This is a genomic window from Mumia flava, from assembly GCF_002797495.1.
Taxonomy (GTDB): Bacteria; Actinomycetota; Actinomycetes; order Propionibacteriales; family Nocardioidaceae; genus Mumia; species Mumia flava.
In genome coordinates, this window is record NZ_PGEZ01000001.1 from 1792375 (window position 1) to 1808176 (window position 15802).

At 70.6% G+C, this 15802-nt stretch carries 6 protein-coding genes; 2 read left to right on the top strand and 4 right to left on the bottom strand.

Annotated features, from left to right (window positions below; all coding sequences use genetic code 11):
* Positions 1-62 precede the first annotated feature (62 nt).
* The gene (locus CLV56_RS08495) at positions 63-8333 is read right to left on the bottom strand and encodes a choice-of-anchor D domain-containing protein (RefSeq protein WP_157805115.1); all 8271 of its coding nucleotides are present in this window, start codon (positions 8331-8333) and stop codon (positions 63-65) included.
* A 405-nt stretch (positions 8334-8738) separates the two neighbouring features.
* On the opposite strand from CLV56_RS08495, the gene CLV56_RS08500 reads away from it, so the two are divergent.
* Entirely contained in the window at positions 8739-10574 is a 1836-nt protein-coding gene (locus CLV56_RS08500; protein WP_100414687.1) for a phosphoenolpyruvate carboxykinase (GTP), read from the top strand.
* 149 nt (positions 10575-10723) lie between these two features.
* On the opposite strand, the gene CLV56_RS08505 is transcribed toward CLV56_RS08500, so the two are convergent.
* Positions 10724-11152, bottom strand: a complete 429-nt coding sequence (locus CLV56_RS08505) for a winged helix-turn-helix transcriptional regulator (RefSeq protein WP_039343529.1) — start codon at positions 11150-11152, stop codon at positions 10724-10726.
* A 2-nt stretch (positions 11153-11154) separates the two neighbouring features.
* Positions 11155-11898, bottom strand: a complete 744-nt coding sequence (locus CLV56_RS08510) for an alpha/beta fold hydrolase (protein ID WP_157805116.1) — start codon at positions 11896-11898, stop codon at positions 11155-11157.
* Between the two features lie 136 nt (positions 11899-12034).
* Between CLV56_RS08510 and ygiD the strand changes: the two genes are divergently transcribed.
* Complete coding sequence (gene ygiD, locus CLV56_RS08515) at positions 12035-12898, top strand: 4,5-DOPA-extradiol-dioxygenase (RefSeq protein WP_211288021.1); 864 nt, start codon at positions 12035-12037, stop codon at positions 12896-12898.
* A gap of 6 nt (positions 12899-12904) precedes the next feature.
* Here ygiD and ppc read toward each other — a convergent pair whose 3' ends face one another.
* On the bottom strand, positions 12905-15730 hold the full coding sequence (ppc, locus tag CLV56_RS08520) for a phosphoenolpyruvate carboxylase (RefSeq protein WP_100414689.1): 2826 nt from the start codon (positions 15728-15730) through the stop codon (positions 12905-12907).
* Positions 15731-15802: the final 72 nt, after the last annotated feature.

Below are 15802 nucleotides of genomic sequence, written 5' to 3' on the forward strand. Positions count from 1 at the left end.
GGAACCACGAGTGGATCGTGGTCCCCGGCCCCTCGCCGCTTCACCGGAGGGAACCGGCAGTCTCAGTCGGCCGACGACACCTCGACGTAGTCGATCTTGGTGTTCGTCCCGCCGAGCGCGTCGAGCGTCAGCCGTCCGTCCTCCACCGACACCTGGACGGTCGCGGTCGCGTGGTGCCCGGCCGTGCCCGCGGCGCCGGTGGGCACGAACCCCTCGATCGCGTTCTCGCCCTCGACGTTCAGGGTGTGGATCTCCGGGTCGGTGTTGCTCGCCGGGTCACCGACGGCGACGGTCACGTCGTACGTGCCGTTCGGGACCGCCATCTCCCACAGGCCGTTGACCGACGTGCCGTTGAAGTCCGGGACGTCGGCTCCCTGCATGTGCATCAGCGTGTCGAGCCGCTGGTCGGACGCAAGGTTGCGGTCACGTCCGTTGCCGGCGTCGGCGGTGCCGCCCACGGACAGGTCCAGAGGCTGGTGGCTGGTCTCGCCGAGCCAGCCGAAGACGAGCCCGCTGCCCTGGTCGGCCCCGCTGCGCAGCCCGAACGCCTGACCGAAGTCGCGCAGGTAGCCGGCCGGGAGCGGTGCCGCGGCATTGCTGAAGTTGACCTGGACGTCCACGTCGTCCGCCTCCGCCGACGGAGTCGCCGAGGCACGTCCGTCCGCGGAGTTCGCGACGCCCCGGTAGACCGCCCGCACCACGTAGTGGTAGGTCGTCCCGTTGGCCACGCCCGTGTCGGTGAACGAGGTGGCCGAGATCGGGTCGGCCGACGTCGGCCCGCTGATCAGGGTCGCGTCGCTCGGCGTGAAGCCCGCGGTCGTGCTCCGCCACACGCGGTAGCCGACCCCGACGTCGTACGGGTTGCGGCCCCACGAGAGCGTCACCTCGCCGTCACCGGGCATCGCCACGACGTCGGGGACCGTGATCACCTCGGGACGAATGTTCGTGACGAGGTAGACGTTGTCCTGGTAGTCGTAGTTGATCCCCGAGTAGTCCATGGACAGCACGTAGGTGCCCGGCACGAGCACGCCGTCGCGGTCCTTGACCGGCCACAGCCGCACGTGCTGGCCGCACGGCGCCGCACACCCGTTGTCGATGTCGGTCTGCTGGTTGTTCTTCGTGTGGTCGCCCCACTCGCCGTCGATCGCGAAACCGAAGGCACCGGTCGGGTTCGCCTCGCCGTACGCGGGCGCGGTGCCGGCGTTCGTCGAGGCCGGCAGCAGCGACTGCGCGTACTGCCCGCCCATCCCGGTGAGATGGAGACGCGTGTCGTTGCCCTTGTTGTGCCAGCGAGCCGTCGCCCCGTTCGGGTACGTGTGGTAGGCGGCGAGCTGGCGCAGCGTCACCGGCTTGGTCGTGTCGACGCGCGACCAGTACGGCGAGAGGACCTCGTCGCCGATCGGCAGGAACTCACCCTTGCTCGTGAACGTCGGGAGGTTGGTCCCCATCCCGAAGGCGTCGACGATCTGGGAGAGGTTCGGCTCCTGCCCACCCTCGCTCTGCGACTGCCAGAGACCACCGAGGTGGATCACCTGCGTCGGGTTCGTCTCGGCGTTCGACTGCACGGTCAGGGTCCCGTCGTGCAGCTTCGTGCCGGTCGCGACGAACCGTACGGTGAGGTCGACCGTCTCGCCCGGGTCGACGTCGAACGGCACCTCGGGAGCTCCGACGACCTCGAACGCGCCCGTGACCGGAAGGCCCGTCACCTGCAGGGTCTCCGTGCCCTCGTTGCTCACCTCGACCGTGTGGGTGTCGGCGACCTTCTGGTCGCCGTCCGCCGGGTTCTGGATTCGGTTGAACGTCAGCTGGTCGTCGAACGGCACCGGGTCCGGGTTCACTGCGCTGAGCTCGGCGTCCTCGACCGTCGTCGGGACGTACGGCTTGACGTTGCTCACCACGAGGACGATGTCCTGGCTGTCGAACGACGAGCCCGGCACCTCCTCGGTCGCGACCACGTAGGTGTTCGGCTCCGGGGTGCCGTCGGCGTTCTTGTACGGGTAGACCCGCACGTGGTGCTCACGTCCGGCGTCCCAGGTGTTGAAGACGTCCTCGGTGTAGGCCGTGCGTCCGTCGAAGTACGGCCAGGTCGAGTAGAACCCGAAGACCGTGTCCTCACCCGGGTCCGCGACCGTCGTCCCGTCGGGGTCGATCATCAGCCCCTGCGTGTCGGCCGCGGAGACGCTGAACTGCTGGTGCAGTCCGTCGGAGTCGCCCGCGTCGTTCCAGCCGACGTGGACGGCCGGGTCGTCGTCCTGCGGCCCGTACGCCGCGATCGGGGTGATCGTGATCGGCGCGTCGAAGAGGGCCTTCGTGAACGTCTGGCCCGCCACCTCGTCGCCGATCGGCCCCTGCGTCGACGGCATGGCCGCGTCGGACGGGTTCGGGTCGCCGACGTCGATCGGGATCTCCCAGGTGTCCATCACCCGCTGCAGCGACGGCTCGTTCGCGCCGCCGACGCCCTGCGCGGCGAGGCCCCGCAGCCGCACGGTCTTGGTGCCGGCGTCCGTCGCGACCTGCACCGTCGCCGTCTTCACCCCCACGCTGCTCGGGCTGAAGGCCACCGCGATGCTCAGGCTCCCGCCGGACGGGATCGTGACCGGCAGCGACACCGAGCCCGGGAGGGAGAACTGACCCGGGTTGTCGCCGGCGAGCGACGCCGCGGTGATCGTGAGGTCGTCGATGCCGGTGTTGCTGATCACCGCGTTGCGAGCCCGCGAGGTCACCCCGGTCTGCCCGCTGAGGACCACCCGGTCGGTGGCCCGGGCCACCGGACCGCCGCCCCCGCCCTGCGGACGCAGCAGCTGGATCGCGGAGTGGCTCCCGCTCTGCGTCATCTCGGTCACGTAGAGGTTGCCCGTCGCCAGGTCCTGCGTGACGTCGAGCGGCGCCTGCATGTTCGTCGTCCCGGTGATGCCGAACGTCTGGTTCGAGAGCGTGCCGTCGGCGGCGACGTCGAACGAGACCAGATCCGAGCCGCTGCTGTAGCGGGTGTAGATCAGCTTGCCGTCCAGCGCCCCGCCGAACGCACCGCCCTTGTACTCGATGACGCCGTTCGCGCTGGCGTGCAGACCGGCGTCGTAGACGTCGGACAGGCGGTAGTTCGGGTCCGGCTGGGTGCCGACCGGGTACTTGGAGTTCTCGAACGGATCCTTCGCGGCCGTCGGGTTGCCGTTGTTCAGGACGTACTCGCAGCGGGACGGGTTCGGGTGACCGTAGTAGCCGTCCTTGCGCACGTGGAAGATGTAGTCGGTCTCCTCCGGGTTGCTGTTCTGGGCGGCGACCTTCGGCTGCCCGACGTACCCGCCGTCCGGCCGGTGCTCGCACGAGTCCGGCAGGTCGCCGTCGGCGGGGACGGCGGGCACGTTGCCGCCGGCCGCGGAGCCGTTCGTCGGGACGTACAGCTCGCCGTTGCTGTGCCACAGCAGGTCGTAGGCGTTGCGGGTGCCACGGCCGTAAATCGTCACCGGGGCGTCGGTGGCGAACGGGTCGTAGTCGCCCGCGCTCCCGGTCCGCACGTCCAGTCCGGTCGACGGCAGGTCGTCCGGCAGGAGCGACTCGTCCAGCCGCAGGACCGCGGCCGACAGCAGCGTCTCGTGCCGGTTGCCCCAAGCGCCGTCCGGAGCGCCCATCGCGTTGTTCGCGCCGACGTTGAAGTACAGAGCGCCGTCCGGACCGAAGGCGATGGAGTTCGCTTCGTGATCCTTGATCGAGCGCGGCAGCCCGTCGAGCACCGCGGTGTAGGTCCCGAGGTCCGGGCCGGTCAGCTTCGCCAGCCGGCCGGAGGCGTCCGGCACGTTGCTCGCGCCGAGGAACGGCGCGTTGTCCGTGATCCAGAGGATCGGGTCCTCGGCCGTCGACGCGGGGTCGAAGGTCAGGCCGATCACGGTGCGCATGCCCGGGTTGTAGGTGTCGCCGACGCTGGTGCTGTAGTCCTGGACGGTCGTGATGACCTCAGGGTTGGGGGCCAGCGTGCCGTCGTCGGCGATGTCGAAGCGGTAGATCTCGCCGGTGACCGACGCGGCGTAGAGCCTGCCGTCCGGTCCCACCGTCACCGACGTGTACATCTTGCCGTGCTCCGCGCCCGAGTCGACCCGGTCGAAGGCGACCGGGCCGCCTCCGCCCGTGCTCGTCCCGGTCGTGAACGCCGTGGCGTACGGGAGGAAGCTGCGCCCGTCGACGTCCTCGACGCCGGCCCCGATCTCGAGGCGGTAGAGCGTGTTGTTGTCGAGCGCGTCCTTGGGCGAGAAGTTGATCGTGTCCGATCCCCCGCTGGTCTCGACGTTGCCGTCGACGACGGAGCCGTCGGACAGGTCCACCAGCTCCACCGCGTCGCCCAGCGTCGCCGGGTCGACACCGCCGCCGATCAGCCGCAGGTCGCAGACGATGCCGCCCGTCGGGACCACGCCGGTCGCGACGTTGTCCGGGGTGCACTTGAGCACCGACGGCCGCTGCGCGGCGCCCTGGATGCTGTCGACGGTGACCCAGTTGATCTTGCTGTTCGTGCCACCGTCGGGCGTGACCGTGAGACGGCCGTCGGTGACCGTGACGATGCGGCTGCCCGTCGTGTGGTTCGAGGCCGAGTTGAGGATCCCGGGCGAGACGAACCCGGCGATCGCGTTCTGGCCCTCGACGTTGATCCAGTGCTCGGAGTCCACCGAGGTGCCGTCGTCACCGACCGAGACCTCGACCTCGTAGCTGCCGTTGGGGACGGCCATCTCCCAGATGCCGTCGATGTCCTCGCCGCCCTCGGCGTTCGCCGGGAGCTGCATGTGCATCAAGCCGGCCCGCAGCTGCTCCGCCACGGTCAGGCCGGTGGCGGCTGCCCGGCGGTTGCGGCCGTTGCCGACCAGGCTGACCGGCGTGCTCGTCCCGAGCTGCAGCCAGCCGTAGGTCAGGCCCGTGCCCTGGTCGGTGCCGGTGCGGGGACCGTACGGCTGCCCGAAGTCCTTCGCCCAGCCGGTCGGCGGGACCGTGACCTCGTCGGAGAACCGGACCTGCTCGTGCACGTCGGGGTCCGTCGGCGGATCGGAGCTGACGATCTCGAGGGTGTTGATCTTGGTGTTGACGCCGCCGATCGCGTCGACCGTCAGGCGACCGTCGGTCACCTGCACGACGCCCGTGCCCGTGTCGTACTCGTTCGCGGCCGTGGCCTGGAACGAGTCGATGATCGTCGAGCCCTCGGCGCGCACGACGTACTGGCTGTCGTAGACGTCACCGGCGCCCGGCTGGTCGCCGACCATCACGGTGACCTCGTACCACCCGTTGGGCACCGTGCGCTCGAACGCGCCCGCGGTGTGCTCGCCGTTCGTCCCGGCACCGCCGTCCACGTCGTCGTACTGCAGGTGGATCAGACGGTTCTGGAGCGCGGTGACCGGGGCGGTGCGCGTGCGCACCCGGGTGTTGCGCGTGAGGTCGAGCGGGTCGTGGTCGCCGTGCGGGTCGGAGGCGACGCTGTCCTGCGTCACCCAGCCGATGCCCGCGGCGTCCGACCACGCGCTGCCGTCGTTCTTCGTCCAGCCGGCCGGGTAGTTCTCGTCGGCCGTCGTCGTGAAGACGTAGCTCTCGTCGACGTCCCCGCCGGGCTCCGGCGCATCGGTCGTGTCGATCTCGACGTAGTTGAGCTTCGTGTTCGTGCCGCCGATCGCGTCGACCGTGAGACGACCGTCGGTGACCTGGACGACCCGGGTCGCCGCGCGGTACTCCTCCGAGGCGCTGCCCTGGAACGCGCTGATCGCCGTGACGTCCTCGACGTGGATCGTGTGCAGGCTGTCGTAGCCGTTGGCGCCACCGCCCTGGTCACCGACGCTGACGGTGACCTCGTACCAGCCGTCCGGCACCGAGGCTTCGAATGCACCCGACGCGGCGTTCTGCGACGCGTTGAGGGGCGGGGTGGACGTGCCGTACTGGAGGTGGACCAGACTGTTGTTCAGCGCGGAGATGCCCGTTCGAGCGCGGAACCGCGTGTTGGTCGTCATGTCGAGCGGCACGTGCGTCGCCGAACCCAGGCTGTCCTCGCGGACGAAACCGTGGCCGGTGTCGTCGGAGTAGGCGGTGCCGGTCTGCTTCGTGTAGCCGTCGACGCCGGGCCCGGACTCGGGCTGGAACACGTAGGCGTCGTGCACCTCCGGCCCCGGGACGTCGATGTCGACCGGGTCGGATGCGGCCGACTCGTTGCCCGCGGCATCCACCGCGGTCACCCAGTAGGTGTAGGCGTTGCCGGCCTCGATCGTCTCGTCGACGTACGCGGACTCCGTCGTGGTGGCGAGCGGCTCCTCGTCGGCCGCGAGGGCCTCGGCGGCGCTCGCGTCGGCTGCGGAGCGATAGACCGCGAAGTGGTCGAAGTCCGCCGCCTCGCTGTCGTCCCAGTCGAGCGCGACCTGGTCACCGTCGAGCGTGGCCGACAGGCCGGTCGGCGCGTCCGGTGCGGTGGTGTCCGCGGGCGTCGCCGAGGCGCTTCCCGACGGGTCGGAGATGTTGCCGTGACCGTCGACCGCGACGACGACGTAGAAGTACGTCGTGCCGTTGGTGACGTCGGTGTCGGTGTAGGCCGGGGTGGGCAGGAGCTCGGGCCCGGCGATGCCGTCGCCGTCGACCTCGACCGGCTCGGACTCGCCGCGGTAGACGCGATAGCCGGCGACGTCGTCCTCGGCACTCGCGGTCCACGACAGCTCGACCGCGGCGTCGCTGCCGACAGCCTCGAGACCGCCCGGCGCAGCCGGCGCGGTCAGGTCGGTCGGCGTCGCCCCGGCGGTCGCCGACAGGGGCGACTCGTTGGCCGAGTCGTCGGTCGCGGTGATCGCGTAGGTGTAGGCGGTGTCGTTCTCGACGCCGGCGTCGGTGTACTCGGTCGTGCCCGCGTCGACGGTGTCCACGAGCTCGTCCGGCTCACCGGTCCCGCTCGTGCGGTAGATCGTGTAGGAGTCGAGGTCGTCCTCGGTGTTCGCGGTCCACGACAGCGCCACCTCGCCGTCGCCGGCCGTGGCCTCGAGACCCGTCGGCGCTGCGGGCGGCGTCTGGTCGCCCGCGTCCGCCTTCGGTGTCGCCTCGACCGGGTCCGAGTCGGCCGAGGCCTGTCCGGCCTCGTCGAGGGCCCGGATCACGTACGTGTAGGTCTTGCCGTTGTCGACGGTCAGGTCGACGTACTGGCTCTGCGCGGCCCCGACCGCGAAGACGACCTCGCCCGCGGTGCCTCCGGTGCGGACGATCTCGTACCCGGCGAGGTCGTCCTCGGTGTTCGGGGACCAGGTGAGGGTCACCTGCGCGTCGCCCTCGGCCGCCTCCAGGCCGGTCGGCACCGCGGGCGCCTCGTCGCCCATCGGCGTCACCTGTGCGGTCCTGGCGGGACCGGAGCGGTTGCCCGACGTGTCCACGGCCACCAGCTCGTACAGATAGGTCGTGCCGTTCGTGACCGAGGAGTCGATCCGGTCCTGGGCGTTCGGGCCGAGGGTCCAGGTCTTCGGGTCGCCCCCACCGGTGCGCTTGAGGACGTACTTCGCGAGATCGCGCTCGCTGCCGGTCGTCCACGTCAGCGAGACCGTGCCGTCACCGGCCTGGGCCTCGAGGTCGGCCGGGACCGACGGGGCCGTACGGTCACGCGGGATCGCGCTCGTCGCCGTGCGGTAGGAGCGGTTGCCGCGGCGGTCGACGGACTGGATCGCGTAGGTGTAGCGCTTGCCGTTGGTCAGCCCGGTCTGGGTGAAGCGCGGGGTCGTGACCTCGCGGACGAAACGGCCGTTGCGGTAGATCCGGTAGCCGCGCAGGTCGAGGTCGTTCGCGCCGCGCCAGCGCAGCGCGACCGTGCGGTCACCGACGGACTTCTTCAGGTAGGCGGGGCGCCGCGGCGCGCGGCGGTCCGGTGCGCGGACGTACTCGGCGCGGACCGTGCCGATCCGGCCCGAGCCCTTGCGGTAGACCACCTGGAAGGTGTGCTTGCCCTTGCGCACCTTGCGGGTCGCGCTGACGTAGCGTCCCTTGCGCGAGGTCGCGACCTTGCGGCCGTCGATCTTCAGCACGGCCTTCCCGCCGGCCGCGAGGGCGCGGAACTCGTACCGTCCCTTGAACCTCTTGGTCTGCGTCCAGACCACGGAGACGCGCTTCTTGCCGCGGACGGTCTTGGCGACCGTCTTCGTGCAGCGCACCGAGTCGGCACGGCCGCGCGGCTTGCTCTTGTTGTACGTCTCCTGGAGCCAGCGGTTCTTCTTCCCGCACTTCGTGGCGTTCGGAGCGGCGGAGGCCGGGTCGGAGAACCCGGGGACGAAGACGAGCATCGCGATCACGACAGCCAGAGCGGCGAGGATCGCAGGGAAACGTGGACGGCGAACTGCAGTGGGCACCGGGGACCCCTCCCGAGATAGTTGAAACTGCTCACCGAGGTTAAGTCGGCGCGCCGACAAAAGTCTCCACTTCTGAGGAATCCGTCACATTTTCGTGACCCAGGCCACGGACGGCCACGTGCCCGGCGGTGGGTACCCGCCCGTCCGGCGCGGCGGTCCATTTGTCGTACGGATCAACATAAAACCGCAGGTCAGAGCCATTGTGATGATCTTCACGAAGTCGGGCCCCGACGCCGATCCCGGCCGCCCGAGCACCTACCCTTGGCCCCACGACACCCGTCGTCCGGCCGCTCGGGGACCCGGTCCGACGGTGGCGCACAACCTATCCACATCAGCTCGCCGGCTCCCAGCCGAGCCCGGCAGTGCGATCAACACGCTTGAATCGCGATGCGAGAAGGACAAACGATGGCCGCAGACATCAGCACCCACGACCCGATCACGAGCAGCTACCGCTCGAGCCACACCGAGCTCCAGGCCTGGGTGGACGAGGTCGCCGCCCTCACCGAGCCCGACCGGATCCAGTGGATCGAGGGCACCGACACCGAGTGGGTCCAGCTCACCGACGAGCTGGTCGAGGCCGGCACGTTCGTACGGCTGGACGAGACCAAGAAGCCGAACTCCTTCTGGTGCGCCTCCGACCCGACCGACGTCGCACGCGTCGAGGATCGCACCTTCATCTGCAGCGTCGACGAGGCCGACGCCGGGCCGACGAACAACTGGATGGCCCCGAGCGAGATGAAGCGCATCATGCTCGACCTGTACGCAGGCTCGATGCGCGGCCGCACGATGTACGTGATCCCGTTCGTGATGGGTCACCTCGACTCCGCCCACCCGATGTTCGGCGTGGAGATCACCGACTCCGCCTACGTCGTCGCGTCGATGAGGGTGATGGCGCGGGTCGGACGCGAGGTGCTGACCCGGATCGAGGAGACCGGCGCGGCGTACGTCCCCGCCCTGCACTCGGTCGGCGCCCCGCTGGAGCCGGGCCAGGCCGACGTGGCGTGGCCGTGCAGCGACACCAAGTACATCGTCCAGTTCCCCGAGGAGCGGATGATCTGGTCGTACGGCTCGGGCTACGGCGGCAACGCGCTGCTCGGCAAGAAGTGCTACTCGCTGCGGATCGCCTCCGCGATGGGGCGCGACGAGGGCTGGATGGCCGAGCACATGCTGATCCTCAAGCTGACCTCGCCGGCCGGGGACGTCAAGTACATCGCCGCGGCGTTCCCGAGCGCCTGCGGCAAGACGAACCTCGCGATGGTCGAGCCGACGATCCCGGGCTGGAAGGTCGAGACCCTCGGCGACGACATCGCCTGGCTGCGCGTCGGCGCCGACGGCCGGCTGTACGCCGTGAACCCGGAGTTCGGGCTGTTCGGCGTCGCGCCGGGGACCGGCTGGGACACCAACGCCAACGCGATGCGCACGATCGCGCAGGGCAACTCGGTCTTCACCAACGTCGCGCTCACCGACGACGGCGACATCTGGTGGGAGGGCATGACCGACGAGGCGCCGGCGCACCTGACCGACTGGAAGGGCCGCGACTGGACCCCGGACTCCGAGGAGCTCTCCTCGCACCCGAACAGCCGGTTCTGCACCCCGATCCGCCAGTGCCCGATCCTCGCGGACGAGTACGACGACCCGAACGGCGTCCCGATCGACGCGATCCTGTTCGGCGGCCGGCGCCGTACGACCATCCCGCTGGTCACCGAGGCGCGCGACTGGACGCACGGCACGTTCATGGGCGCGACGCTCTCGTCGGAGACCACGGCGGCCGCGACCGGAGCCGTCGGCGTGGTCCGGCGCGACCCGATGGCGATGCTGCCGTTCATCGGCTACGACGCCGGTGACTACTTCAGCCACTGGATCTCGATGGCGAAGAACAACGACGAGACCAAGTTCCCGAAGATCTTCTACGTGAACTGGTTCCGCCGCGACGACGAGGGTGGCTTCCTCTGGCCGGGCTTCGGCGAGAACAGCCGCATCCTCAAGTATGTCGTCGACCGGCTCGAGGGCAACGTCGAGGCGAACGAGACCGCGATCGGTCTCGTCCCGTCCCCCGACGCGATCGACACCGAGGGCCTCGACATCACCGCCGACCAGCTCGCGGAGGCGCTGCGCGTCGACGCCGCCGAGTGGAAGGCCGAGATCCCGCAGATCAACGAGTGGTTCGAGAAGTTCGGCGACACCCTGCCGACCGTCCTCTGGACCGAGCTCGACGGCCTGAAGTCCCGCCTCGAGGGCTGAGAAGGTCTTTCTCGCTCGCGCCTCGACCAGCGGAGGGCCCCGTTGGTCGAGGCGCGAGCGGAGCGCCACACCGCTGGTCGAGGCCGAGCGGAGCGAGCGATCGAGACCCTCAGCCCCGCGGTGACCAGCCGATCGCCCCATCCGAAGCATCAGGGCCCGCTCGAACGACGCCCCTCCCGAAGTGACGTCATCAGCGCCTTCCAGGACTCGGGCGTTTCGTAGTCCAGCTCCCGGACGATCGTGACGCGGTCCGGGTCCGCCGGGCAGTGCGCCGCGCCCCAGCTCCCGATCGTCGCGAGCACCGGAACGAGGTCGACACCGCTGTCCGTCAGGCTGTAGACGGCCTTCTGCTTGTGCGTCGGGTCGTCGGAGCGGACGAGGATCCCGGCGTCGACCAGGCGGTCGAGCCGGTCGGCGAGGATGCTGCTCGTGATCCTCTCGTCCGAGCCACGCAGGAGCTCACGGAAGTGACGGCGGTCCGTGAAGACGATGTCGCGGAGGATGAGGAGCGTCCACCGGTCGCCGAAGAGCTCGATGGCGAGATTGATCGGGCAGCCGGACCGTCCGGTCGTGGCCATGCTCAGCCCTCCGAGTCCGCGTAGTGGCCGATCTCTTCCGCGAGCAGGTCGACCGTGGCGTCGAACGCCGACACCATCGGCCAGTGCCCGCTGACGAGGTGCCTGCGTCGCCACCCGGAGGCGGTCCTGGCCACGCGTGGCGCGTCGTTCCACGCCTCGTCGGTCGCGCCGTTCGGCGCGAGCACGACGTACGTCGACGGTTGTTGCTCGACCGACGCCGCGAGCTCGGCCGGGTCGAGGACGGTCCGGCCGGGGTGGGCCGTGAACCTCGCAGCGAGGACGTCGCGGTCGCCAGGCGCGAGATCGGTCTCGTGGTCGAGCATCTCGCGAGTCGGGGCGAGCCAGAGGTCGCCCGCGGCCGCGATGTCGGCCCGCTCCTGGTCGCGGTCGGTGTCTGAGCTGCCCCAGTCGTCGAGGAGCGACCGCCCGGGCCCCGGGATGAATGCGCCGAGGTGGACGAGCCCGATCACTCGCTGTCCGAGCCGGTCCGCTGCGGCGGCGGTCACCACCCCGGAGTAGGAGTGCGAGACGAGGACCGCGGGCCGCGCCTGCTCCTCGACGTGCTGGACGAGCTGCTGGACGTGGTCGTCGAGGCGGACGGCGGCGACGTCGGCATCGCGTAGGCCGGGCTCGAGGCCGCGGAGCGTGATCGACTCGGCGTCGATGCCCCGGCCGCGCAGACTCTGCACGGTCGGCTGCCAGATCCAGCTCCCCATCCAGGCTCCGGGCACGAGGACGGTTCTCACTTCTGACGTGTGCACGCGTTCCCCCAACTGATTGCGTTTCGCGATCGGTTCTACCGTACGCACAACTGCTCCAGAAATGCAACCAGTCGCCGAGGCGGTCGTGAGTTCGTGCACGCCGTTCGGGCGACAATGGGTCATGGCCGACTCCGCAACGATGCCCGCCGCCTTCATCGGGCACGGCAACCCGATGAACGCCCTCGAGCGCAACCGCTACACCGAGGCGTGGCACGCGTTCGGCGCCTCCGTGCCTCGTCCCCGCGCGATCCTCGTCGTCTCCGCCCACTGGTACATCAACGCCACGGCGGTCACCGCGATGCGTCGGCCCCGGACGATCCACGACTTCTACGGGTTCCCGCAGGAGCTGTTCGACGTCGAGTACCCCGCGCCCGGGATGCCGGAGCTCGCCGAGGAGGTCAGCGACGCGGTTCACCCGACGTGGTGCGGCGCGGACGTGGACTCGTGGGGGATCGACCACGGCACGTGGTCCGTGCTCACCCACGCGTTCCCCGACGCCGACATCCCGGTCGTCCAGCTCAGCGTGAACGCCGACAAGCCCCTCGACTACCACCTCGACCTGGGCCAGAAGCTGAACGCGCTGCGCGCCGACGGCGTGCTGGTGATCGGGTCCGGCAACGTCGTGCACAACCTCGGCGGGATGGACTGGTCGCTCGGCGACCGCGGCTACGCATGGGCGCACCGCTTCGACGAGGCCGCGCGCGAGCTGATGACGCAGAGCCCCACGAACATCGCGACGCTCGACGGGCACGGCGACTACCGGTACGCCGTCCCGACCCCCGACCACTTCCTGCCGCTGATGTACCTCGCGGGGATGGCAGACGCGTCCGGGCGCGGGGCGGACGTGCTCGTCGACGGCTACACCTACGGGTCGCTGTCGATGACCGCGTACACGCTCGATCTCGCCAGCCTCACGCTCGGTACGGAGGCAGGCGCCGGCGCGGAGCCGTCGACCACCGCACCGCCGGACGGATCCAACATCTGAGGCCCGTCAGCCGGTGTTGCGCAGGCCCGCCGCGATGCCGTTGATCGTCAGCAGCAGGGCCCGCTGCAGGTCGGGATCCGGCTCGTCACCGTCCGCGCGGGTCCGCTCCAGCAGCGAGACCTGGAGCGCGTGCAGCGGCGCGAGGTAGGCGTCGCGGAGCGAAAGCGTGTGGCGCAGGACCGGCGCGCTGGTCAGCAGGGCATCCTGCCCGGTGACCCGGAGCACCTGCTCGACCGTGCGCGCGTGCTCGTCACGGATCACCTCGAACAGCGGCTGCGCATCGTCCGGCACCAGCGCCGCGACGTACTGGGCCGCGATGTCGAGGTCGGTCTTGGACAGCGTCATCTGCACGTTCGACAGGAACGTCCGGAAGAAGGGCCACGATCCGTACATCTGGCGCAGCGCGTCCTCGCGGCCGTCCGCGAACGCCGCCTCCAGACCCGACCCCACCCCGAACCACCCGGGCAGGATGATCCGCGACTGCGTCCACCCGAAGACCCACGGGATCGCTCGCAGGTCGTCGAGCCCGCCCGCGCCGCCGGGGCGCTTGGACGGCCGCGACCCGATGTTCATCTTGCCGAGCTCGTCGACCGGCGTCGCCGCCACGAAGAACGGCACCAGCCCCGGATCCCGTACGAGCGCACGGTAGGCCGTCTGGCCGTGCGCCGCGACGACGTCCATCGTCGCGTTCCACTCGTCCAGCAGGTCCTGCGGCAGCAGCGAGTGACGGTGCAGGACCGACGCCTCGATCACGGCCGCGAGCGCACCCTCGAGGTTGCGGCGCCCGAGCCCGGGCAGCGCGTACTTGTCGGAGATCACCTCACCCTGCTCGGTGATCTTGACCGGACCGGTCAGGCTGCCGTTCGGCTGCGACATGATCGCCTCCGCGGTCGGACCGCCACCGCGCCCCACCGAGCCGCCGCGCCCGTGGAACAGCCGCAGCGCGACCCCGTGCCTGGCCGCGACGTCCCGCAGCGAGCGCTGCGCCCGGTGGATCTGCCACTGCGACGCCGCGATGCCTGCGTCCTTCGACGAGTCCGAGTAGCCGAGCATGATCTCCTGCACGTCGCCCCGGGCCGCGACCACCCGCCGGTAGGCCGGGTCGGACAGCAGCGTGTCGAGCAGCGGACCGGCGATCTCGAGCTCGGCCACGGTCTCGAACAGCGGCGCGAACCCGATCCGCGCCGACGCCGGCGAACGCTCCGAGCCCGGGTCCACCAGACCCGCCTCGCGCGCGAGCACCACCACCGCGAACAGGTCGTCCACGTCGTGCGTCATCGACACGATGTACGTCTCGACCACGTCCGGGCCGTACGTGTCGAGCGCACGACGGATCGTGCTCATCAGCGCGAGGGACGCCGCCGCGGCCTCGCCGAGATCGGACGCGCCCGCACCGGTGAGCGGACGACGCGACGCCATCTCGCGCGACAGCAGCGCGATCCGCGCCGGACGGTCCAGCTCGGCGTACGGGGTCTCGAGCTCGCCGATCCGGTCGTACAGCTCGGCCAGGGCCGCGTGGTGCTTGCCGCTGTGCTCGCGCACGTCCATGGTCGCCAGACCGGTCGAGAACGCGACCGCGGTGCGGATCGTCCGCAGGATCGCGCCGTCCCCGGTCAGGTGGTCGCCGTCCGCGAGCATCGACTCGCGCACCAGCGTGAGGTCCCGCACCAGCTCGGCGAAGTCGGCGTAGTCGCGGCCGGGCTCGTGAGCGGTCTCGTGCACCAGACGGTCGCGGGTCCGCTGCAGGCGGACCCGCACGAACGTCAGCTTGACGCGGTACGGCTCCTCGGCGTTGAGCCGACGCACCGTCTCCCAGGTCACCGGGAGGGCCTCGGCGTCGGCGGCGAGGCTCTCCTGCAGCGCCGGCGTGACGTCCACGAGCCGCGTCGACGACGTCATCTCGGTGAGCAGCTCGGTGACCATCCGCTCCAGCTCGTCCAGGCCGGCGCTGTGCTGGATCCTCTGGATCTCCAGCGTCACGTCCGGGGTCACGTTCGGGTTGCCGTCGCGGTCGCCGCCGGCCCACGTACCGAACCGCAGGGGCCGCGCCGACGCAGGCAGGGTCACGTCCAGGCGCGCGAGCTGACGGTCGAGCTCCTCGAGCAGGTCGGGGACGACCTCGGCGGCGATCGAGCGCAGGTAGTAGACCGCGGTGCGGGCCTCGTCCTGCGGCTGCGGGCGTACGACGCGGAGCTCGTCGGTCTGCCACAGCAGGTCGACCAGCTCGGCCAGACGGCGCTCGTCGCGCGGTGCCGCCGAGGCGGGCCGCCGCGGGTCCTCGGTCGCCTCCACGGTCTCGGCGACCTTGCGCAGCAGCCGCATCACCGTCCGACGGCTCGCCTCGGTCGGGTGAGCGGTGAACACCGGACGGTACTCCACCCGCGCGAGGACCTGCTCGACCAGCTCCCGATCGACGTCGCCGTCGGCCATCGCCTGCGCGATCCGGCCGACCGTCCGGGCCAGCGGACCGTCGTCCGTCGCGGTCAGCTCGCGCCAGCGGTGCAGCTGCTCGGTCATGTTGGCGAGCTGGAAGTACGCGGTGAACGCGCGGGCGAGCACCACGGCCGTCTGCGGCGGAACGTCCGCGAGCAGGCTGCGCAGCTCCGCGTCGTCGGGCTTGCGAGCGAGCGTCCGGACCTGCTCGACGAGCGCCAGCAGCTCCGGCCCCTCGTGCCGCTCCAGCGCCTCGCCGAGCAACGTGCTGAGCAGGCGTACGGAGGCGCGCAGCGCCGCGTGCTGCTCGTCGGACGCCACGCCACCGGCGAAGAGCGCGGGGTCCGGCTCGCGGCGGTCGGCCTCGAGGATCTGCTCGGGAGTGCGCGGGGAGGTCATGGCCCCAGTCTGTCGTCGGCGTGTGTCGGGCATGTGAAGCGGCCCCGCGGACATCGGTGACACCGCGCGTCA